We start from the raw sequence: 21,681 nt of genomic DNA, 5'->3' as shown, positions 1-21,681 counted from the left end.
AGAGCCTCAGTTAGACGGTGTCTAATAGATGGAATGACTGTACCCGACGCGCGACTTGGTGCGTCAAGCGTTGAGAGGGGTTATGTAGTGCCGGACATCACCCGTGACCGGCGCGGACGGCCGAAGGCCGGGCCCGGGCCGAAGTGCCGTGGGGGATACGGCACTTCGGCCCGGGAGCGATAGGGAGCGGATCAACTCGGAACGGGCACACGCTCGGTGGAGTCCGGAGCCTCGACCCCGTCGCCCTCCTTGATGCCGTACTTGGAGTACAGCTTCTGCAGCGGGCCCGGAGCCCACCAACTGGCCCGGCCCATCAGCTTCATGACGGCCGGCACCAGCAGGATCCGCACCACGAACACATCCAGCAGGATCGCGATCACCATGCCCACACCGAACAGCGTCATGGTCAGCACACCGCTGGTCGCCATGGCCGCGAGCGGCACGCACATCAGCAGCGCGGCGCTGGCGATGAGCCTGCCGATGCTCTGCAGTCCGGTGGCCACCGCGGCGGTGGGCTCGCCCAGCAGGTCGTACTGCTCCCGGATCCTGGACACCAGGAACACCTCGTAGTCCATGGAGAGTCCGAAGATCAGCGCGAACAGCATGATCGGCATGTTGGGCTCGATGTTGCCCGTGGGATCGAAGCCGATCACATCGGCGAGGTGCCCGTCCTGGAAGATCCACACCAGGATTCCGAAGGTCGCCGAGAGCGACAGCAGGTTCATCGCGATCGCCTTCAGCGGCAGCAGCACCGAGCCGAAGGCCAGGAACAGCAGGATGTACGTCGCGACGGCGATGTAGAGCAGCATCATCGGCAGCGTGTCGGCGAGCGCGTCGAGCGTGTCGTCGAACACCGCGGTCTCACCGCCGAAGTACGCCTTGGAGCCCGGCGGGGGCGTCACCTCACGCAGATCGTTCACCAGGTCCCGGGCCGGGCTGGAGACGGCGACACCGTCGAACTTCACCGAGACCCGCGCGGTCGTGCCCTCGGCTCCGGTGATCTGCGCGCCCTTCGCGCCGGGCACCTTGCCGAGCTTGTCGGCGTACGCCTGGAGCGCTGCGCCCTGCTCCTTGGACGTGGCGTCGCCCGCCAGCGTCAGCAGCGAGTCGATGGACTTCACGCCGTCGCCGTCGAAGTCCTTCTCCAGCATGTTGTGAACCTGGCGGCCCTCCGCGGTGTTGGGGAGCTGCCGTGCGTCATTGGCGCCGAAGTCGATCCGCAGGAACGGCGAGGCGAGAGCGATCAGCACGCCCAGCGTGACCACCGTGATCGCCACCGGGCGGCGCATCAGACCATGGGCCAGCCTGTACCAGGCACCCTCGCCATCGGCCGGCGCCGGTGTCCGCGCAGCACGCTTCTTGCGGCGCAGGGACAGGGCGTTGACCTTCGGCCCCATGACCGCCAGGGCCGCGGGCAGCGCGATGATCGAGAAGAAGACGGACAGGACGACCGCGGCCACACCGCCGTACGCCATGGACTTCAGGAAGGCGAAGGGGAAGAAGGTCATTCCGAACAGGGCCACCGCGACCGTGATTCCGGAGACGACCACCGTGCGTCCGGCGGTGGCGACGGTGCGCGAGAGGGCGTCCGATCCGGTGCGGCCCCGGTCCAGTTCCTCCCGGTAGCGGCTGACGATCAGCAGGCCGTAGTCGATGGCGACCGCGAGACCGAGAACGGTGACCAGGCTCATCGCGAACACCGAGACATCGGTGAACTGCGCGATCACCCGCAGGACCGCCATGGATCCGAGGATGGAGAGACCGCCGACGAGGAGCGGAAGGCTGGCCGCGGCCAGTCCGCCGAACACGAGCACCAGGAACAGGAAGAGCACGGGGAAGGAGAAGCCCTCAGCGGCACCGAGGTCCTCGCCGATCTCCTCGCCGGCCTGATGGCCCGTCGGGACCGGGCCGCCGCGCAGGGTCTTGAAGCCCGGCACATCCAGCTTGTCCTTGATCGCCTTGTAGGACTCTTCCTTGATGTTGTCGTCGCTGCCGTGCAGGTTCATCGCGACATAGGTCGCGTGCCGGTCCCGGCTCACCTGCTCCGGCATCTTGGTCATCCAGAAGTGGGCCGACCCGGTGACCACCGAGCGCGGCAGTGAGTTCACCTTGTCGGTGACCGCCTTCTGGAAGGCCGGATCGTCCACGGTCAGATCGTCGTTGCGGTAGACCACGACCGCGTCGGGCGCCCGCTGAGGAAATGCCTTCTCGGCGAGGAGGGCCGCGTGGCGGCTCTCCGACTTCGGGTCTTCGAAGCCGCCCGGTTTCATGTCGCCGAAGACGCCGACCCCATAGACCCCGGACAGTACGGCGAACAACAGCGTGAAGATCAGCAGAGGCTTGCGCCCCCGGTGAATGAACCGCCCCAACCCCTCGAACATCACGTTCTCCCTAGATCGTCAGCGAGCGCAGGTTGCCTTGCCTGGCCTCGACGGTACGGCAACAGTAACACCGTTATCAATCGTCTTCCGGGAGGAGATGGGTGGTGTGGGCGAGTCGCGAGCACGAGTAAGTGGCCCTTGACCTGCGTAAACGGTAGAGGTGATTTCCTCGGGATGAGTGAAGCGTGCCGTGTCTACGCAGAGCGGGCCATCTTGTAAAACACTGTTGCGGTACATTTCACGTATGGCCAGGCTCAAGACTTACGACGAAGCACTCCGACTCAGGCTGATCAACCGCGCCGCCGCCACGGTCTTCGACCGGGGTACCGCGGCGCTGAGCCTGCGTCGGCTCGCAGCCGATGTGAAGACCTCGACCACGGCGGTCTATTCGCTGTTCGGGAACAAGGCTGGTTTGCTCGACAGCCTCTATCGGGAGGCGGCTCGGCTCTTTGTCGCGCGTCTGGCCACCGTCGATTCGAGCGACGATCCCGCCAACGATGTGATTCGGCTCGGCGTCGCCTATCGCGAGTACGCACTCGCAAACCCGCATTTGTACGCGATCCTGTTCGCCGACCGCACCGTCGAGTACGAGCCGACGGACGAGCGCAAGAGCGAGGTCGGAGACACCATTCAGCCGCTCGTGGACGCGGTGGTCCGAGGGCAGAAGGCCGGCCAGTTCAAGTCCGACGCCCCGGCCGAGGTCATCGCGCTGTCCTGCTGGGGCTCCGCCCACGGGCTGGTATCGCTGGAGCTGTCCGGCAACGAGCCCCCCGGTCTGGACATCGGCGACTGCTACGAAGCCACCCTGCGCGCCGTCGTCTCCGGCTGGCGCCCCGACCCCGAATGAGCCTGCCTCGTTGACCGGCCCCGGGGCGACGCGCATGTGCGTACCGTCCGCCGCCCCGGGTCGGGCTCATCCCGTCAGACCGACGCCCTCGGCGAGCAGTACGCCAACTCCCTGACGGGTCCCCGTCCAGCGATCCAGACCGGCCGTGGCATACAGGCGCTCGACGCGCTGTGCGCCCGGGCAGAGCACCAGCCGGCGGATCGTCAGCATCCCGGCTGCGTCCCGCACCGTCCGGCAGTCCGTCTCGCGGACAATCGCCTCGACGGCCGCCGGTGCGACGGTCGGATCGGGTGGGAAGGGCACCGTCCACAGATCGGCGGGCAGTACGGGCGCGAGATCGAGCCGCAGCCCGCCGCCTGCCGTCGCGGCCGCTGCATCCGGGAAGACCACTCCGGACCAGCGCAGCCAACCAGCCTGTTCCGTGGGCCAGTTGCCGCTCCCGTCGTCGTCCGGAACTTCGCTCCGCCCGGCGGGCTCGGCACCGTAGACGAGCGTGACCGACGCGATGTCCGCGCCGTCCCGGTCGCGAATGGTCACGTCGACGCACCACTCGCCGTCGGTGTAGCCGCCGTGCGCCTCGCGGTGCAGATCGAGATGCCCACCGGTGAACCGCAGCCCGTCGAGGCGTACATGGAGATCGCGCAGCTCGCGCAGATGCAGCAGGGGCCAGCCTTCCGGCACCACCCAGTCGCCCGCCGCCACCGCGTGTTCCAGAACGACGCTGACGGGGACGGCGGGTGCCGAGCCGACGCGTACGTCCGACAGACACGGATGCTGCCGGGAGTTCAGACGCAGCGTGGTGCGCAGTGAGCGGAAGATCTCGTACTCCTCGACATCACCGAGGTGATGGTCGAGCGCGTGGAGGCGCGGCAGATCGGGGTGGCCGGTGAGCATGCCGAAGCCGCGGAGCTGGCCGGGGGCGAGCACCGCGCCGATCCTGCCGAGGAACACGGCCTCGTCGGTGTGGCCGGACGCCAGTTCCTCGGTCCAGCGCCGCGCGCCCTCCGCCGGGTCGAGCGTGGAGACATAGCGGACGGCGGCGGAGTAGTTCGCGATCACGCCGAGCCGCTCCCAGGTCGGCCAGCACAGCGTCTGCACCGGCAGGCCCAGGTTGTCGCGCGCCCAGAAGCCGAGGCGGGCCAGGGCCTCGTTGCCCGCCGCGTAGTCGATCTGGCCGACCATTCCGCCCATGCGGCCGGCCAGCGAACCGACATTGCTCAACAGACGCAGCCGGTCGCGTCGTTCGGGGCGGGCGAGGATCGCGGCGACCAGGTTGGCGAAGCCGGTGACCTTGACGTCGACCGTACGCACCACGCTGTCCGCGGACTTGCGGTCGAAACGGACCGGATCGTCGATCCCGGCGTTGTGGATCACGAACTGCGGGCCGTCGCCGAGCGCGGCAAAGGCCTGCTCCACCTGCTCGGCGTCGGTGCAGTCGCAGCGCAGATAGTCGATGCGCAGCCCGTCCGCCGCGGCCCCCGTGAGGTTGTGGTGGACGGTGCGGTCCTCGTCCGCGCGCCTGATCTCGCGGCGGGCCGTGGCGAGTTCCTGCGGTGTACGGGCACCGGAGAGCCGTCGGCGGCGCCAGGCGGCGAACTCCTCGTCGTCCAGGGAACTCACCTCGTCCGCCGCCGGACGCTCGCCGCGGCCCGTGACCACGACGCGGCAGCCGAAGGACTCGGCGAAGGCGCGGGCCGCCGCGAAGCCGACACCGCGTGCGCCGCCCGTGATCAGGACGGTGTCGTCGGGGCCGGGCGGCCGCTCGCCCGGCGGGCCGAGAGGAGCCGGACGGCCGACCAGCACATGGCGGCGGCCGGCCCGGTAGCCGACCTCGAAGTGCCCGGGACGGATGTACTCGCGCTCCACGGCGTCGGCGATCGCCTCCGCGTCCGCACGGTCCAGATCCACGACAACGATCCCGGCGGCGGGCAGTTCGCGCGGCAGACACTTGGCGAAACCGGCCCAGATACCGCCCAGGGGCTGCGGCACCTGCCCCTCGCCGTGGCCCGCGTGCCCGCCGAGATGGGTGACGGCGAGATAGACGTGGCGGCCGAACCGCGGCTCCGTGGCCCACTGCTGATACGCGCTGCGCACGGCCTCGGTGGTGCGCGCGAGCGCCGACCGCCAGGTGGTGTCGCCCAGTTCGTACGTCTCGCCCGTGACGTTGAGGTCGACGATGCCGTCCCAGCCGTCCGCACGCAGCTGCGTATCGGGATCGGAGCGTACGACCAGCGCGCCGCGCTCGCCCAGCTCGTCGGCCACGGCGCCGACCAGGCCCGCCGACTCGCCGACGAGCAGCAGCCGGCGGCCGGAGAGCGGACGGGCCTCCTGCGGCCCGGTGTGCGGGACATGGACCGGCTCCCAGATGAACCGGTCCACCGGCCGCACGAAGGCGTCCGGGTCGAAAGAGGAGAGGTGCGGGCGGATCGCCGGCCACAGATTCGCGGCCGGTGGACCAGTGGTCGTCATCGGTGCCGCTCCTCGGCCATCACATGGATACCGCCCTTGGGGAACAGCGTGATGAACGCGCCCGAAGAGGCGTCGTCGCGCGCGAGCGTGAGCCGGAACCGGCCACACGCCGCGGCGACCGCCTGCTGGAGCAGCGCGAGCCCCATCTTCTTGCCGATGCACTGGCGGCGCCCGCCGCCGAAGGGCAGATAGGCCGAGCGGTCCTGGCTGGGCGCACTGCCCGGCCGGAACCTCTCCGGGTCGAAGCGCTCGGGGTCCTCCCACTGCTCCGGGTTGTAGTGCGCCCCGTACACGGAGACGAGCAGGGGCGTGCCCGCAGGAATGTGATGGTCGGCGAGCACGTCGTCCTCGATCGCCTCGCGCGTGAACTGCCAGACCGGCGGGTGCATCCGCAGCCCTTCGTCCACGACCATCCCGGCGTACGGGAGTTCGCCCAGGTCCGTGGTGACGGGCATCCGGCCGCCGAGGACACGGTCCGTCTCCTCCTCCAGACGGTCGCGGGCCGCCGGGTCGCGGGCGATTTCGTAGAGCGTCCATGACAGGGAGAGTGCCGTGGTCTCGACGCCCGCGAGGAAGAGGGTCACCAGGTCCGCCCAGAGGGCGTCGTCGGGCAGGTCGGACTCCCGGATGAGGGTGGCCACTTCGCCGCCCACGCCGAGGTCGACGTTCGTGGCGGCCTCCGCGATGACCCGTTCCAAGGTGCGCCGTGCCCTGGCCACCCTGCGGCGGTACGGAGTCGGGATGAACGAGGGGATCGCCTTGTCCACCGAGCCGACGTTCTTGAAGATCGCCTCCAGGGCGACGGACACCGCTTCGGCGAACTCGCCGCCGTCCTGCGACAGATCCTTGCCGACCAGGGCATGGCCCATCACCCGGCAGGTCAGCTTCATGGACTCGGTGAACAGGTCGAACGAGCGGCCCGCCCTGGCGTGTTCCGCCCAGCGGTCGAGCAGATCGGCGACGGCCGCATCCGACTCGGCCGCGCGTGCGGCGATCGCGTTCGGGGTGAAGGCGGGATTGACGACCTTGCGGTGGCCGCGCCAGTCGCCGTCGTCCAGGGTGAGCAGCCCCCTGCCCATGAACAGCTCGAACGCCTCGTAGTAGGCGCCGCGCGAGTAGTTGTCGGCGTTGCCCTGGAGGACGCGCCGGATCGCCTCGGGCGAGGAGAGCTGGACCGTCGGATTGTGGGGCAGGATCGGGATCTTGACGACGGTGCCGTGATCCTTCTGGGCACGCAGCGAGAATCCCGGCGGATCGGCGGCGTACCGCACGGTGGAGATGATCGGCGAGGACATCGGGAAGCCCGTGGGCCCCTCGACCTGCCTGGCCCCGGCACCGGTCACCGGGCAGACGCCCTTCTTCACGTTTTCCTCGGTCACGCTGTTGCCTCCTCGGCAGGGCGCCGGCGCTCGCGGTACTCGCCGGTGGACTGGTTCACATGGCCGAGCACGACGCCGGTCATGTCCTTGATCTGGAGTACGACGTCTCCGTCAGCGGTGACCGCGAGGGCCCGGTTGTCCTCCTCGCTCTCGAGATCGAGACGCGAGGGCAGGGAGTAGAGCTCGACCGGGGTGCCCGCGGCGGCGAGTGTGGCGTCGGTGTGGCCGCCGTACAGATCGATACGGCGGATGGTGCGCGGCACGGCCAGCGGGGTCCAGTCGCCGTCGCTGCGGTCCAGGACCGAGACGCGGGCCAGGCCGTCCAGGAGGACGGACGGGACGACGAGTGAGGAGAACCATCGCTCGATGCCGGGCCGGTCGGGTACGTAGCGAGCGCGTCGGCCGTTGGGATGCGTACGGGTGTCGGCGGTGGAGACGAAGACTCCGCTGAGCAGCACCGCCGGATTGGGCACGTGGTACGGGTCGGCCATGCGCTCGGCGCCCTGGTCGTCCCAGTGGTCCCAGCGCGGCGGTGCGACATGCTCGTCGCGCAGCCGTACGCGGGCGGAGAAGTGGCGGCGGTCCTTCACGAGCAGCCGCCCGCCCGGCGCCAGGACGTCACCGGTCACCTCGATGTCGACGACGGACTCCTGCGGTCCGTGGCTGACGAGGTGGGCCTTGATGCGTTTGGTCTCGTCGCGGCCCGGCTTGTAGACGCGCAGGAAGGAGTCGAGCCGGATGTCCTCGAAGACGACCGGGACACGGCCGGGTACGAGGTGCATGGCGGCCTGGGCGGCGAGTTCGGGCACGAAGGTGCCGGGCAGTGTCGGGAAGCCGTTGACCACGTGTTCGTGGAGGTAGGCGTCCCGGTCCTGGTTGAAGGTGCGGACGACGGTGAGCCGGTCGGGAGCACGGTCGACGATGTCGTCGACGAAGAAGTCCGGGAGAGCCGGGATCGTTGGAGTAGTGCGGCAGAAGTCCAGATAGCCGGGGGCGGCCGCTTCGATGGCGGCTCGTTCCGGGTCTCCGAACAGGACCGTGACCGGCGTGTGCTCGGGCTGGTCGAGCTCGTGCAGGAAGTGGTCGATCCCCTCGGCCGTGGGCATGGCGGTGAACTGCGCGCTCTTCGCCAGGAACGTCCGCATGATGGGCGTCGCGCCGAGGCCGACGTCCCGCCACAGGGTCCAGCCGATGGTGAACTCCCGTACGCCGCGCGAAGTGCTGTACAGAGCCGCGGTGTTGAAGTAGTCGTTCGCCGCGCCGTAGTCGGTCTCGCCCGTCTGCCCGGTGAACCCGACGAAGGAGCCGAAGTTGCACCAGCGTCGCGGCCGGCTGCTCCCGAAGGCGGCCTTGAGATTGGCGTACGTACGCACCTTCAGGTCGCGGACGGTACGGAAGTCGCCGAGGCTCTTCTGGTCCACCGAGGCGGCACGGTTGGTTCCGGCGATATTGAGCAGCAGGTCGACGCGGCCACCGTCGGTGATCTGCTGGACGACCTCGTCCACGGCTGTGCGGTCCCGGAGATCGCAGGCGTGGTACGTGACCCGGCCGCTCCCGCAGATCTCTTCGAGGGTCTTCAGGTTCGCCGTGACCTCGCGGGCGGCGGAGAGCCGGTCGAAGGCGGCGTTCGCCTCGCGCACGGTGAGCCGGTCGGGACCTGTCGTCCGGGTGCGGATGAAGTCCTTGCGGGTCAGGTCGGCCTCGGCCGTGGTGACCGCGTCGAGACGGGTGGAGCCGATGACATGGAGGCGGGGGCGCTCGCGGCGGGCCAGCGCGGCGAGGAGCTCGGCGCCGATGCCGCGTCCGCCGCCGGCTGCGACGACGGTGTACTCCGTGGTTCCGCTGTCCGGTCCGGGTCGCTGGGCCCTGGTCTCGCCCGGATCCGGGGCCGCCCGCCACAGCAGACGGGTGCCCCCCGCGAAGGAGACGACAGGCAGCAGCTGTTCGGCCACGGCTTCGGCCGCGGCGTCCGGCTCGGCGGACGCGAGGTCGGTGGCCTCGTGGACGACGGCGACCACCGCGGAGTCCGGCCATTCGAGCGCCAGGCTCTTCGCGAACCCGGTGAACAGGCCGGTGCACGGGTGCGGCACCCTCACCGTGTCGATGCCGCCGAGGACGAGCACGACGAACGACTCGGGCCGCTCGGTGAGTTCGGCACAGGCCTTGGCGGTACGGAAGACCGCGTCGTGCAGGTGGAGCAGGCGGTCCGACGGCCCGGTGTCCCGGTCCTCGGAAGACAGGTCGACCAGGACCCGCACATGCCGGGGCCGGGCGCGCAGGACGTCGGCCTCGAGGGTGTCGTCGTCCTGGAGCAGGATGCTGTCGCTGGGCAGCCGCATGCGGTCCAGTACTGATTGACGATGCGTCAGGACGGCGGTGCCGGACGGGAAGAGTGGCGGTACGGGTCCGTCGGCGCGGGCGGCGGTACGGGGCGCGGGAGCCAGCCTGAGGACGTGCCGGTCGAGGAGATGGGGCTCGGCCGGGGCCGCCGGTTCGGTGCGGGTCCGGGGTGTTGGAGCGGCCGCCATACGGGGTGCGGGGACCGCGGCCGGGACGGGCGCCGCGGCCTGAGCAGCCTCCGGGTGGTGCAGCTGCAGCCGGTGGAGCGGGCCGCCGTCCTGTACGGCGCGTTCGATCACCGCGGTCCCGGCCGGCGCGGGGGCCGTGAGGAACGCGATCAGTTCACGGGCGCCCTCGGCGCCCAGCAGGGTGGTGGAACCCTGACGCGGGGCACTCACACTCCCACGCTCCTTTCCATGACGGCCAGCACGGGCAGACCGGCCTCCTCGGCGAGCGACCTGCGGGTCACGACGAACAGGAAGGCGCCCTCGATGGCGTTCCGTCCCGCGGTGTCGTTCCAGCCGGGCAGCGCCGTTCCGTTGACCCCGGCCACCAGGGCGACATCGATCTCCCGGAAGTCGAGGTAGGAGCCCGCCACGTCGAATGCCTCGATGAGTGAGGCCTCGCCCGCGTCGACCGTGATGTTGAGGCCGCGGAGGTCGAAGTAGTTCGACAGCCTGGCGGCGATGACATTGGGCATCTCGCCCGGGAACGAGTCCTCGGTCGGCGCGGCGATCAGGCCGGTGGCCCGCTCTTCGAGCCGCTGGAGGAACTTCGCCGTCGTGGCCCGCTCGTCGGCACCGGCCACCGCATGGCCGATCTCGTCGAGATAGGCACGCGTCTTGTAGAGGAGGGCGTTACGGGTGGCGCCGGTGTGCCCGACCACGACTCCGGTGGTCTTGTGGTTGTCCAGGCACAACTGACGTACCGCTTTGTCCAGTTCCTGCATGCAGCGCACCATCATCAGCTGCGTACGGTCCGTGGCACGTGCCGTGGGCGGCGGCATACGCAACTGCTGGAACGGCGGCACCGGATAGGTGGTCCCGAACGACGGCTCGGGATCCTGGCCGGTACCGGCCGCCCAGGCCGCGACCGCATCCGCATCGGGGCTGCCGGGCTGGTGGGACGACCAGCCGACCAGGACGAGATCCTCGCCGACCGGGGCGGGCAGCGCGGCGGGGTGGCCGGACCGGGTGCCCCGGTGGTCCTCGGAGATGATCATGTGGGCATTGGTGCCGCCGAACCCGAAGCCGGAGACGGCCGCACGGCGCGGGCGCTCCGCACTGGCGGGCCACGGCACCGGCTGCTCCGGAACCGTGAGCCCTTCCGCCTGGCCCACGAGAGCGTCCGGCAGCCGCTCGAAGCGGTACTGCGCGGGGATCGTGCCGTGCCGCAGGGCGAGCAGGGTGTGGATGACCGAGACCACGCCGGCGGCCCAACCGCAGTGCCCGACCAGGGACTTGTTGGAGGTCACCAGGGTCTTGCGGTCACCGGCGTAGCGCTGGCCGAGGCTGGTGAACTCCGCCTCGTCGCCCGCCGGGGTGCCGGTGGCGTGGGCGACGATCCAGTCCACGTCGTCCGGGCCGAGCCCGCTGCGGTCGAAGGCCCGCTCGATGGCGAGCTCCTGACCGGCGCGGGCGGGGGCGTAGATCGCCTTGCCGCGGCCGTCGGCCGAGAGACCGATCGCCGAGACGATGCCCAGCACCTGGTCGCCGTCGGCGCGGGCGCGGGAGAGCCGCTTGAGCACCACGAGCCCGGCGCCGTCCGAGAACAGCGCACCGTCCGCGCCCGCGTCCAGGGCGCGTACTGCACCGCCCGCCGAGAGGCCGTTGAGCTTGGCGAACAGAATGGAGCCGCTGGGCGCCAGCGCGAAGGAACCGCCGCACACGGCGATGTCGCTGCGTCCGGAGAGCAGATCGCGTACGCCGAGATCCATCGCGTAGAGCGAGGAGGAACAGGCGGTGTCCACCATGTGCAGCCGGGTGGCGGGCGGCAGGATGCCCGCCATGGCGTCCTGGCCGATGCGGTGGGGCAGATACGAGGCCGACGGGTCGTCGCCGCGGCTGAAGCGCCGCCGCAGCGCGTCCCCGATCGGGCCGTCGACGGCGTCGTCGCCGTCCTCGGCCAGGGTGTCCAGCGAGGAGCGCAGGACGAAAGCCTCCTCCAAGTGCTGGCTGCCGTCCGGGGTGTAGCCGACACAGAAGGAGAACCGGTCCTGCTCGTGTCGTCGCACACCGTCGAGCGCCTGGTGGAGGCTGTGCCGCAGCCAGAGCGCGGTGTGATCGAGACCGGCATCGGCCAGACCCTCCGCGCGCAGCCGCTCGTGCGGGCGGAAATCGGTGATGAAGCCGGAACGGCGCTGATACGTCTTGTCCGGGGCGCCGCGGTCGGTGGCATGGAAGCGTGCGATGTCCCAGCGGTCGGCGGGAGCGTCGACGAAGAGCTCGGCGCCGTCCAGGAGGAGTCGCCAGAACTCCTCGGGGGACGAGGCGCCGGGGACGGCCATGCCCATGCCGACGACGGCGATGGGGTCGGCCTCGTCGGCGGTCCCGTCCTCGCGGCGCGAGGAGGGGGCTGCCTCGTCGGCCGCAACCGGCTCCGCGCCCGGTCGGCGCGCCGCCAACTCGGTCCCGGACCGTCCGGAATCCTCCGGCACATCGGCAAGCGCCGCCACGTCGGCCGGTGCGGTCTCGGGCTCTATCACGGCGTCCGCCACGACATCGGCCCATGCCTCGGCCGAAGCCCGGCCCACAAGATCGGCCCGGGTCTCGATGCGGGGCTCGCCCGCAACGCTGGGCCGGGTTGCGGCCATGAGCCCGGCCTGGGGCTCAACGGCCGAGGGTGTCGAGGGGGCTGACGTGGCCGAAGTGGTCGTCTCCGATGCGGCCGAGACGGCCGTCTCCGGTGTCGGGGACATCGCCGACCTGAGCAGTGTCAGGCCGCCGTCCGCCAGGACCGTCTGACCCGTGACCCAGCCAGAGCGTTCCGAGGCCAGGAACAGCACGACCTCGGCCAGATCCTCCGGGCGGCCCAGGCGGGACAGCGGCGTGGCCGCGACCGTATTGGCGCTCACGCCCGTGAAGTCCGGAAACATCTGGCCGACCGGGTTGTCGATCAGGCCGCACGACGCGGCGTTCACCCGGATCCGGTCCCCGGCCAGCTCGGCCGCCAGATAGCGGGTCAGCGCCTCCAGGGCAGCCTTGGAAACGCCGACCGGCAGATAGTTGGCCGGAGTGGTGACCGCGCCCAGCGACGAGACGTTGACCACCGAGCCACCGCGCCCCCGCGCCGCGGCGAGCAGGGGGCGGGCGTACCGGGCGCACCACAGGGGGCCCTTGACGTTCGTGGCGTAGGTCCGGTCGAGGAGGTCCTCGGTGATCTCGTCGAAGGAGACGAAGGAGCCCGCCGCCGCGTTGTTGACCAGGATGTCGAGTCGGCCGTGCTCCTCGCCGATCTCCGCGAACATCCGCTCGACCTGGCCGGGGCGGGCCACCGAGGCCCGCACCACCCGGACGTCGAGGCCGCGTTCGACCAGGCCGTGGGCCTGTTCCTTGGCGGAGTCGTACGAGTGGAAGCAGTTGAGCAGGACCGTGGCGCCGCGCTCGGCGAGCCGCTCGACGATCACCCGGCCCACACTTCCGGCGCCGCCGGTGACAAGAGCGATCCGCCCGGAGAACTCCAAGTCCCCACCTGTTGTGGGGTGGTGCTGGCTCACGGGGCGATCCCGGCGGCCACGAAGTCGACGACCTTGCCGAAGGTGTCGTAGTCCGCCACTCGCAGTCCGGCCGGCGGAGCGCCGAGCCCGAAGCGCTCACCGAGCCTGCTCATCAGTTCGGTCTGCTTGACCGAGTCGATCCCGAGGTCCGCCTCAAGCAGCACGTCGTCGGTGAAGACCTCGTCGGGGTACTCCATCGCCTCGGCGTACAAGGCCCGGACCTGGGAGGTCAGTTCGGTGCGGCCCATGGGTGCCGGGGCACTCGGTGCGGGGGCCTCGACCGGCACCACCGCCGTCACCGGGGCCGTCTGCGCCACCGCCACCGCGCCCGCGCTCAGCGGATCCCGCAGCGCGTCGGCCGCCTTCGCCAGGCCCGCCTCGTCGTCGCGGCCCGCCAGCGGCGCCACCGCATGCACCCCGGGAAGGGCCTCCGTGACCAGCGCGGTCAGCACGCGCCCCGCGCCTGTCTCCACGAACTCCCGCGCACCGGCGTCATGCAGTGCGGTGATCGACGTACGGAAGTCGACCGGCGTCACCAGGTGCAGCGCCAGCAGTTCGGCGAGGTCGTCCCCGTCGCGGTAGAAGCGGCCCAGGATCGGCGAGTACACCGGGACCGTGAGCGGACGGGTGCGGAACGACGCGATACGGACGGCGAGTTGACGCCGCGCTTCGGCCAGCAGCGGGTTGTGGAACGGGTGCGGGGAGCGCAGCTGAGTGGAGTTGATGCCGAGCTGCGCGGCGATCGCCGCTGCCGTGGCGATGGCGTCCGCGGGTCCGGAGACGACGGCCTGGGCCGCGCTGTTGTCGACGGCGAGGACCAGGTCGGGGTGGTCGATCAAGGCCACGACGCGTTCGGCACGCTCACGCCCGCAGCCGAGCGCGAGCATCGCACCGCCGCTGCGGTCGTGCTCGCGCAGCACGGAGATCCGCTCGCACAGCACCGCCGCTGCATCCGCCAGGTCGTAGGCGCCCGCGCAGGTCAGCGCGGCCAGCTCGCCCAGGCTGTGACCGAGGTGCACGGAAGCCTGCGCGCCACGATCGGCGAGCAGGCGGTGGGTGGCGACGGAGGTGGTGAAGACTGCCAGTTGCAGGGTGTCCGGGGCGGACGCCAGCAGGACGGCGGGGCTGGGCGGCGAGGGCCGGAAGACCGTCGACGACACATCGCGGCCGAGCTTCTCCTTGGCGACCGCGTCCACCTCTTCGTAGGTGTCGCGTACGGTGTCGTCGCCGCGCTCCCAGAACCCCGCGAGAGTGCCGGGCCGGTAGGCGCCCTGCCCGGGGAAGAGGGCAACGCTCATGTGCAGTTCTCGGTTCATGGGGGATTCCAATCTCTGCGCTGTCTGCGCTAAATGCCGGATAACTCGGTCCGTTGCAGTGCACCGGGGTGCGGACCCTCGACGGCGATGGCGAGGATGTGCTCGGGGCCGGGGTGGAGCAGCTCGAAGGACCAGCCGTCGCCGGATCTCCCTCGCTGCCCGGGGTCGTTGACGGTGATCCGTCTCGCTGTTCCCCCCGCCTGCGCGGCGAAGGAGAATCCGTCGAGGCTCCGGTGCAGACCGGTGCCGAGAGCTTTGAGGTACGCCTCTTTGAGCACCCACAGCTCGCTGCCCCGGACGATGCGCCCGGCGGGGGTGAGAGCGGCCAGCTCCGCGCGCTCGTCGGCGGCGAAGTAGCGGCTCACGTAGTCGGCCGTTTCGGAGGTGGTGGGGAGCCGCTCCACATCGACTCCGCAGACGCGCCCCTGCGTGACCGCGCAGACGATGAGCCCCTCGGTGTGGGAGAGGCTGAAGCGCACACCGTCCTCGTCCGGTTCGGCCTCGGGCCGCCCGTGCGGTCCGGCCGTGAAGCGCCACCGGTCCAGTGGCCGGCCCGTGCGGTCGCTGAGCGCATAGCGGCACAGCAGCCTGCGGGCCAGGAACCGCCTCCTCAGCGGAGCCGTCAACAGCCGGTCCATCCGGGCCTGTTCGTCCTGGGTGAGCAGACGGGTGCCGCCCAGCTCCCCGGCGAAGGAATCGACGGCATGCTCGGGCAGCAGCCACAGATGGGTCAGCTCCGTGGCGGCCACCTGCTCCGCCACGGTGCTGACCCCAGCGGTACCGGTCACCCGAAGGTCCGTGCGTTGACAAGGTCGGTGAGCCGGAACGCGAGGTCGAGCGACTGCTCGCGGTTCAGCCGGGGGTCGCAGACCGACCGGTAGCGCGCGGGCAGATCGTCGAAGGTGAGCCCCGCGCCGCCGCCGACGCACTCGGCCACATCGTCACCGGTCAGCTCCAGGTGTACGCCGCCGGGGTGCGCGCCGAGTCCGCCGACCACCTCGAAGAACCCGGACAGTTCGTCGAGGATGTCGTCGAACCTGCGGGTCTTGCGCCCGCACGGCGCGCTGATCGTGTTGCCGTGCATCGGGTCGGACACCCATGCGACCGGCAGACCCTCGGCCCTGACCCGCTCGACCAGGCCGGGCAAAACGGCGCGCACCTTTGCGGCGCCCATTCTGACGACGAGGGTGAGCCTGCCCGGCTCGCGCTCCGGGTCCAGCCGGTCGATCAGACGCAGCAGTTCGTCCTGGTCGACGGTCGGTCCGATCTTGACCGCGATCGGGTTGCTGATGCCGGAGAAGTACTCCACGTGCGCCCCGTCGAGCTGCCGGGTCCGCTCACCGATCCACAGCAGATGTCCCGAGGTGGCGTACGGCCTGCCGGTGCTCGAATCGGTCCTGGTCAGCGCCGATTCGTAGTCCAGGAGCAGCCCTTCGTGCGACATGAACAGCTCGCCGGGCGTGTGCCATCCGTCGGTTCCGGTGAAGCCTCCGGCCTCCTCGATCTCGGCGATGAGCGTCTCGTAGCGGGCCCGGTCGGGCGAGTCCACGGCGAACTTCTTGATGCTCTCCAGCGCGTGCCCGAGACTGGCGGACTCGCCCGCGCCGAAGGCTCTGACCAGATTCAGGGTGGCCGCGGACGCGTTGTAGACGCGCACCATCCGGTGCGGATCGGGGGTACGTGCCGGGGCGGTGAACGCGAACCCGTTCACCGCGTCGCCCCGGTACGCGGGCAGCTCGACGCCGTCCCGGGTCTCGGTCGTCGACGAGCGGGGCTTGGCGTACTGCCCGGCCATGCGCCCCACCGTGACCACCGGCAGCGACATCGTGTACCCGAACACCGTGGCCAGCTGCTGCAGGGTGCTCGCACTGCGACTGATCGACGTGGCGTTCACCGCGTCGAGGGATTCGGCGCAGTCGCCGCCCTGGACGAGGAACGCCTCGCCCTGGGCGACGGCGGCCAGCCGCTTCTTGAGGAGGTCGCACTCGCGCGGGACGACCAGCGGCAGGCTGCCGGTCAGGGTTTCGACGGCCGACTCGAGTGCGGCGGGGTCCGGCCACTGGGGCTGCTGCTTGGCCGGCAGCGACCGCCAGGTCTGACCGGCGTGTGCGGAAGGGACGTCGACCATGGGGGTCACGCCGTGAGCTCCACTCTGTGAGGCACCGGCGCGAGCGCACCCGTGACCAGGCTGTCGAGGATTGCCGATCCGTGACGGGTCATCACCGACTCGGGGTGGAACTGAACGGAGGTGAAGCCGGGACCGCGCAGGCCGTGCACCTCGCCCGTGACCGGGTCGCGCGCGACCTCGACGAAGTCCGGGCACAGGGGGCTGTCCAGCAGGTCGCTGCCGGAGCGCGCGGTGAACGCGTTGTAGAAGTAGACCGGCTCCTGGTCGCCAAAGAGATCGATCGTGCGGCGGACGCCCTGGTTCGGGAAGCCGAGCTTGTGCAGGGGCAGGCCGAGCAGTCCGCTGAGGATCTGATGGCTCAGGCACACCGATACGAACGGCACGCGCAGATTGAGCAGGCTGCGGGTCACCGCCCGCAGATACGCGATCTTGGGGTGGCTCTCGTCGCGCGGATCGCCGGGACCCGGGCCGAGTACGACCAGGTCGTAACCGGTCAGCCGGTAGGGCTCGTCGAACCGGCGGACTGCCACATCGAAACCGAGCGCCCGCAGCTGCAGCGCCCCCATCGCGGTGAAGTTGTCCTCGGCGTCGATGATCAGCAGCTTGCCGCGTGTCGCGATCCGCGGCACGGCGGGTGCGAGCCAGAAGTCCGACAGCGCTCTGTTGCGGTCGGTGAGGGCGGCTCTGATCTGCGGCTGTCCGTCGAGGCCCGCGGGGCGGGCGTGTTCGGCGACACGGTTCAGGGCGTCGAGCAGCCCGGCGGCCTTCGCCGCGGTCTCCGCGGCCTCCTTGGCGGGGTCGGAGTCGCGCACCAGCGTCGCGCCGACGCCGATCCGCATCTTCCCCTTCAGGTCCACGTCCGCGGTCCTGATCAGGATCGCGGAGTCCATCCGCCGCCGGTTCGAGGCGTCCCGGCCGATGAGTGCGGCGACGCCGGAGTAGTAACCGCGCCCGTCCGGCTCGAACTTGGCGATCACCTGGCAGGCGCTCTGCACCGGGCTGCCCGTCACCGTGGGCGCGAGCAGGGTCTCGTGCAGGATCTCCCGTACGTCGCGGCTGCTGTGCCCGACGATGCGGTACTCGGTGTGGGCGAGGTGAGCCATCTCCTTGAGCTGCGGTCCGACCACACGCACGTCGTCGCAGACCCGGCTCATCATCTTCAGTTCCTCGTCGAGCACCATGTACAGCTCGTTGGTCTCCTTGCTGTCGGCGAGGAAGTCCAGCACCCCGGACGGGGTCGGGCCACCCGCCGGGTAGCGGTAGGTGCCGCTGATCGGGTTCATCACCGCGACGCCGTCGTCGAGGCTGACATGGCGCTCCGGACTGGCGCCGATGAAGGTGCGCTCGCCGGTGTGGATCAGGAAGGTCCAGTACGCACCGGGCTCGGCGCGCAGCAGCCGGCCCCAGAACGCCAGGGCGGTGCGCACCGACCAGTTGGGGATCTCGGTGACGAAGGTGCGCTTGAGCACGAAGTTGGCGCCTGCGCCATGGCCGATCTCTTCGGCGAGCACCCGGCGCACCAGATCGCCGTACTCCTCGTCGTCGAGGTCGAAGGTGCCCTCACCCATCTCGATCGGCCAGCGCAGCACCAGGTCGAGCACCTCGTCCACGGGCAGCAGCGACTGCTCGTCGACGGGCATCGCCAGCACCGGCTCGCCGTCGTCGTGATGGTCGTAACCGCGCTCGCCGATCACCCGGTACGGCAGCAGCACGAGCGTCTCGTGGGTGCCGGGCTCGCCGAAGTCCGGGACGGGCAGCTCGGCCGTGCCTGCGACCTCGGTGAACTCGCCGAGCAGCAGATCGACCATCTGGTCCGGGCCGCTCTCGGGACGGTGCAGCACCGCGAACGGCCTTCCGCCCCCGGCCAGTTCGTCGAGGGGGGTCATCATGAGTCTCCTACGGACGCGGTGGTCACCGTCGCGAGCGCCTGGAGCACCGTCGCGGTCGGAAGGGTCATTGCGCACCGGGTCGCCGCGTACTGCAGCGCCATCCGGTGGAACTCGGGCGTGAAGTCGGCGATCGCGTCGGCCACCACGAAGGGCTGGATGGTGTGGGCGAAGGCGTCGCACGCGGTGAGCAGGATGCCGACATGCGCGTAGATCCCACAGATGATCAGCTGGTCGCGGCCCTGTTCGGTCATCAGGTCGAGCAGCCCGGAGCGGTGAAAGGCGCTGGCCCGCCACTTGGTGAGTACGGTGTCGCGCTCAGCGGGCGCGACGGCGTCGGGAATGCCCCGGTCCTCGGGCGCCGCGGACATGCCTGGACCCCAGAAGTCCTGGAGCAGACCGCGCTCTTCGGGCGTCATGCCGCCCGGCTGGGCCGTGTAGACGATGGGGACGCCCTGCTCCGCGCAGCTGTCGCGCAGAGCGGTGACGTGGGTGATCAGATCGGTCAGCGGCTGCCTGCCCTCGGCGTACGGGGCGAGGAAGTAGTGCTGCATGTCGTGCACGAGCAGCACGGCCCTGCGGGTGTCGACGGTCCATGTTGCGGTGTTGGCCGGTAGGTCGACGGGCCGCGGCATCGGATAGGAGTCGATCGGCGCAATCGCCACTGGTCGTGTCCTCTTCTCATCGGTCGGTCAGGCTCCGAGCGCGGCGCCGCCGTCCACGGTCAGGTCGTGCATGGTGATGTGGGACGCCCGTTCCGAGAGCAGGAAGAGCACGGCGTCGGCGATATGGGCCGGCTCGGCGATACGGCGCAGCGGGATGCCGACCCGGTAGGCGTCAGGCACTCCCTCGATCGAGGCACGCTCCGCCGCGTCGCCCTGCAGGGCGGTGAGCATCGGGGTCCTTGTCGAGCCGGGGGCGACCACGTTGCAGCGGATGCCGTGCGCGGCCAGCTCCAGGCCGAGGCACTTGGTGAACATCGCCGAGGCCGCCTTGGACGCCGCGTAGGCGGACATCGACATCCGCGGGGTGGCCGCCGCGTTGGAGGCCACCGTCACGATCGACCCGCTGCCGCGCGGCACCATCACGCGGGCAACGGCCCGGCTGGTGTGGAACACCCCGCCCGCGTTGACCGCGAAGGTGGTGTCCCACTCCTCGTCGGTCAGCTGGGCGGCCTGGCCGCTGCGCAGCACCCCGGCGGCGTTGACCAGGTACTCGATCGGGCCGAGTTCGACCTCGACCTTGGCCACCGCGCTGTCCACGTCGCCGCTGTCGGTGACGTCGGTGGCGACGGCGAGCACGCCTACGCCGGTCGAGTCCAGCTCCGCCGCCAGTTCCCACAGCGCCAGTACGTCACGGTCGAGCAGCGCGACCGGTGTCTCGGCCGCCACCAGGGCCCTGGCGATCTCGGCACCGATCCCGCCGGCCGCCCCCGTCACCACGGCGACGCCGGACAGCCCGCCGCTCACCGGGTCACCTGACCGAGTACGCGCCCGACGACCTCGCCGGGCACCCGCAGCGTGCGCGTCGTGAACGCGCCGAGCGCTTCGAGATAGCGCTCCTGCAGACCCGCCTCGTCGACCTCGACACCCTTGCCGCCGGACAGCAGAGTGCGGCCGCCGACGATCACGGTGTCCACATCGGCCGACCCGGCCAGCCACAGGAAGCTCTCCAGCGGCCGGGGGTTGAGCAGATAGCGCCAGTCGTCGGCCTTCACGAGCACCAGGTCGGCCTGCTTGCCCACCTCCAGGCTGCCCACCGCGTCGTCCCAGCGCAGCCCCTTCGCCGCGATCCGGGTGCCCATCGCCAGCGCGTCGCTGGGCAGCACCTCGGTCTGGTCGGCGCTCATCTCGTTGTACATCTGCCAGGCGGCCCGCATCGTCTCGGCGATTCCCGCGCTCGGCATCGACGAGCCGTCCGTCGACAGCGACACATCCAGGCCCGCCCTGCGCAGCGCCGGGACCGCACCGGTCTCGGTCAGCGTCGACTCGCCGGACGGCCCGTACTTGCCGGGGGAGTGGCTGATGTGGGCGCGGGCCTCGAGCAGGAGCTTCTGCTCCTGCTCGTCGAGGAACGCACAGTGCCCCGCCATCAACCGCTCGTCCACGAGGCCGAGTTCGGCAAGCCGGCGCACACCCGTCTCGCCGTAGTAGGTGCGCATCAGCTCGACCTCGTTGCGCAGCGCGCCGACGTGCGTGGCGAACCCGAGGTCGTGCGCGGCGACCAGTTCGGCCATGCCGCGCGCCAGCTCGTCGGTCATGTTCGTGACGTAGGCGATGCTCGGACGGCACCTGATACGCCCCGAGGTGTCCTTGCCGACCAGCTGCAGCAGCGATTCGAAGTTCGCGAGGACGCCGTCGGCGTCCCTGGTGCGTAGATACGTGTCCTGGTCGGGCGGGCAGATCGCGTCACTCGCCCAGGTGCTCGCCGAGAAGCGGATACCGAGGCGCTGCGCCGCGGCGACCATCGAGTGCGGGCGGTTGAGCGAGCCCATATCGCCGAGCGTGGTCACCCCGCTGCGCAGCTGCGTCCACATCGAGTACTCGGCGATGGCCTGTGCCTCGTCCGGGGTCATGCCGTCGATGAGGGCGTCGAACCGGTCGAAGGTGGCGGAGATCTGGTGCATGTCGCCGCCGCCGCCCATGAACGCGACCTGGTCGTCCCGGTCGGAGACGGGCCGCAGCGCACCGCGCATCGGGAAGCGCATGGCGAACATCTCGTGCCAGTGCGCGTTGACGAACCCGGGCAGCACCATCATGCGGCTCGCGTCGACCCTCTTCATTCCGGCCCTGCGCGCCGGGTCGAGAGCGGCGACCGCCTCATCGACCTCGGCCGCGCCGCCGACAGCGGCGATCATGCCGTCCACGGTGAGCACCGCGCCGGGGGCGTGCACGCTCTCCTCGGCGTCAGCGGTGTATACGGTGCCACCGGTGATCAACTGGACGCTCATCACGCCACCCCGGGCTCGGTCGACGCGGGCGGGGCGATGGTGGCGAAGTGCGCGAGCCAGCCGTTCAGCGTCGGCGCTGCGACCAGCTCGTCGAACTGCACCGGGATCCTGCTCTTGCGCCAGCGGCTGACCAGCCGCATGATCTCCAGCGAACTGAGCCCGAGGACCACCAGGTTGGCGTCCGGCTCGATCGCGTCGGGCTCGATGCCCAGCAGGGGCGCGACAGTTGCGCGCAGATCGAGCTCAGTAGGGGTCGGAGTGATGTCCACG

At 70.5% G+C, this 21,681-nt stretch carries 14 protein-coding genes; 1 reads left to right on the top strand and 13 read right to left on the bottom strand.

Features of this window, described 5'->3' with window-relative positions:
• Window positions 1-191: 191 nt before the first annotated feature.
• Entirely contained in the window at window positions 192-2,381 is a 2,190-nt protein-coding gene (locus ABZS64_RS00905) for an MMPL family transporter (RefSeq protein WP_355821663.1), read from the bottom strand.
• A gap of 244 nt (window positions 2,382-2,625) precedes the next feature.
• Here ABZS64_RS00905 and ABZS64_RS00900 point away from each other — a divergent pair, with 244 nt between their 5' ends.
• Window positions 2,626-3,228, top strand: a complete 603-nt coding sequence (locus tag ABZS64_RS00900) for a WHG domain-containing protein (protein ID WP_355821661.1) — start codon at window positions 2,626-2,628, stop codon at window positions 3,226-3,228.
• A gap of 66 nt (window positions 3,229-3,294) precedes the next feature.
• Here the strand turns inward: ABZS64_RS00900 and ABZS64_RS00895 are convergent, their stop codons facing one another.
• From ABZS64_RS00895 to ABZS64_RS00840, 12 genes are read right to left on the bottom strand one after another with little or no spacing between them, the layout of a single operon-like run.
• Complete coding sequence (locus ABZS64_RS00895; protein ID WP_355821659.1) at window positions 3,295-5,697, bottom strand: SDR family NAD(P)-dependent oxidoreductase; 2,403 nt, start codon at window positions 5,695-5,697, stop codon at window positions 3,295-3,297.
• Window positions 5,694-7,076 (bottom strand): cytochrome P450, encoded by a 1,383-nt coding sequence (locus ABZS64_RS00890; protein ID WP_355821657.1) that lies wholly within the window; start codon window positions 7,074-7,076, stop codon window positions 5,694-5,696. The genes ABZS64_RS00895 and ABZS64_RS00890 overlap by 4 nt, the downstream gene beginning before the upstream one ends.
• Window positions 7,073-9,814 carry an SDR family NAD(P)-dependent oxidoreductase gene (locus tag ABZS64_RS00885; RefSeq protein ID WP_355821655.1) on the bottom strand — a complete coding sequence of 914 codons (2,742 nt, stop codon included), beginning with the start codon at window positions 9,812-9,814 and terminating at the stop codon, window positions 7,073-7,075. The genes ABZS64_RS00890 and ABZS64_RS00885 overlap by 4 nt, the downstream gene beginning before the upstream one ends.
• Entirely contained in the window at window positions 9,811-13,131 is a 3,321-nt protein-coding gene (locus ABZS64_RS00880; protein ID WP_355821653.1) for an SDR family oxidoreductase, read from the bottom strand. The genes ABZS64_RS00885 and ABZS64_RS00880 overlap by 4 nt, the downstream gene beginning before the upstream one ends.
• Complete coding sequence (locus tag ABZS64_RS00875; RefSeq protein WP_355821651.1) at window positions 13,128-14,447, bottom strand: acyltransferase domain-containing protein; 1,320 nt, start codon at window positions 14,445-14,447, stop codon at window positions 13,128-13,130. Before ABZS64_RS00875 ends, ABZS64_RS00880 begins: the two co-directional genes overlap by 4 nt.
• Window positions 14,448-14,476: 29 nt before the next feature.
• Window positions 14,477-15,235, bottom strand: a complete 759-nt coding sequence (locus tag ABZS64_RS00870; protein WP_355821649.1) for a 4'-phosphopantetheinyl transferase superfamily protein — start codon at window positions 15,233-15,235, stop codon at window positions 14,477-14,479.
• Complete coding sequence (locus ABZS64_RS00865) at window positions 15,232-16,575, bottom strand: 3-deoxy-7-phosphoheptulonate synthase class II (protein ID WP_355822087.1); 1,344 nt, start codon at window positions 16,573-16,575, stop codon at window positions 15,232-15,234. The genes ABZS64_RS00870 and ABZS64_RS00865 overlap by 4 nt, the downstream gene beginning before the upstream one ends.
• Window positions 16,576-16,580: 5 nt before the next feature.
• Window positions 16,581-18,464, bottom strand: coding sequence for an anthranilate synthase family protein (locus ABZS64_RS00860; protein ID WP_355821647.1), 1,884 nt, complete (start codon window positions 18,462-18,464; stop codon window positions 16,581-16,583).
• Window positions 18,461-19,126, bottom strand: coding sequence for an isochorismatase family protein (locus tag ABZS64_RS00855; RefSeq protein WP_355821643.1), 666 nt, complete (start codon window positions 19,124-19,126; stop codon window positions 18,461-18,463). Before ABZS64_RS00855 ends, ABZS64_RS00860 begins: the two co-directional genes overlap by 4 nt.
• A gap of 27 nt (window positions 19,127-19,153) precedes the next feature.
• Window positions 19,154-19,930, bottom strand: coding sequence for a 2,3-dihydro-2,3-dihydroxybenzoate dehydrogenase (locus tag ABZS64_RS00850; RefSeq protein WP_355821641.1), 777 nt, complete (start codon window positions 19,928-19,930; stop codon window positions 19,154-19,156).
• Window positions 19,927-21,411, bottom strand: a complete 1,485-nt coding sequence (locus tag ABZS64_RS00845; protein ID WP_355821639.1) for an amidohydrolase family protein — start codon at window positions 21,409-21,411, stop codon at window positions 19,927-19,929. Before ABZS64_RS00845 ends, ABZS64_RS00850 begins: the two co-directional genes overlap by 4 nt.
• Window positions 21,411-21,680 (bottom strand): phosphopantetheine-binding protein, encoded by a 270-nt coding sequence (locus ABZS64_RS00840; RefSeq protein WP_355821637.1) that lies wholly within the window; start codon window positions 21,678-21,680, stop codon window positions 21,411-21,413. Before ABZS64_RS00840 ends, ABZS64_RS00845 begins: the two co-directional genes overlap by 1 nt.
• Window position 21,681: the final 1 nt, after the last annotated feature.

This window comes from Streptomyces sp. NPDC005408, from assembly GCF_040606445.1.
In the GTDB taxonomy this organism is placed as follows: Bacteria; Actinomycetota; Actinomycetes; order Streptomycetales; family Streptomycetaceae; genus Streptomyces.
Note: the sequence above shows the minus strand (reverse complement) of the source record. Positions and strands in the feature narration are given on the sequence as shown.